This window comes from Kitasatospora putterlickiae (assembly GCF_039527695.1).
GTDB classification, from domain to species: domain Bacteria; phylum Actinomycetota; class Actinomycetes; order Streptomycetales; family Streptomycetaceae; genus Kitasatospora; species Kitasatospora putterlickiae.
Window position 1 is genome coordinate 6,445 of the sequence record NZ_BAAAKJ010000180.1, and the last position, 618, is coordinate 7,062.

Below are 618 nucleotides of genomic sequence, written 5' to 3' on the forward strand. Positions count from 1 at the left end.
CCCCCCGAGTCGGGCCGTGGATAGACGACCCCCGCTCTCCCCCCCGGCGGGGGTCGTCGCACGTCACAGCTCCCGGAGCGAGGCGACCTCCATCCGGGACGGGGAGCCCGCCGCCTTGCCGCAGCTCTCCGGGCGGGGCGGCTCGCTGACCCCCTCGACCACCTCGGCCTCCCAGGACCGGCCGTCCTCGTGCCGGACCTCGACCCGCCAGCGGCCCGCGCCGTCCGGCCACTGGGCCACGGCGAGCGCGTCGGCCCTGGTCTCGCCGGTGGCCAGCCGCACCGCCTGATCGGCCGCCTGGCCCGGGCGGTCCCAGCCGGAGCAGCCGCGCGACCACTCCGGCACCATGTGGCCGGACGCCGTCGCCGCCAGTACCTCCTTGGCGGACTCGGCGGTCAGCCGGCCGTACGCGTAGCCGTACGGCAGCACCAGCATGGTGGGGGAGAAACGGTGGCCGCCCAGGTGCGTCACCTCCCACACCTCGCTGTGCCCGGCGGCCGCCAGGTCGGCCGCGAGCGGGCGGCCCAGCAGGGCGCAGCACCGGTCCCGCCGGCCGTTGGTGCACACCAGGGCGAGCGGACCGCCGACGTGCGGCGCGCCGGCGCCGGCGTGGTCGCC

1 protein-coding gene is annotated in these 618 nt (G+C 78.5%); it reads right to left on the reverse strand.

Features of this window, described 5'->3' with window-relative positions:
- Positions 1–63: 63 nt before the first annotated feature.
- Positions 64–618 (reverse strand): sucrase ferredoxin (locus tag ABD308_RS18065; RefSeq protein WP_344335626.1); only part of this gene is annotated, 555 nt, incomplete at its 5' end.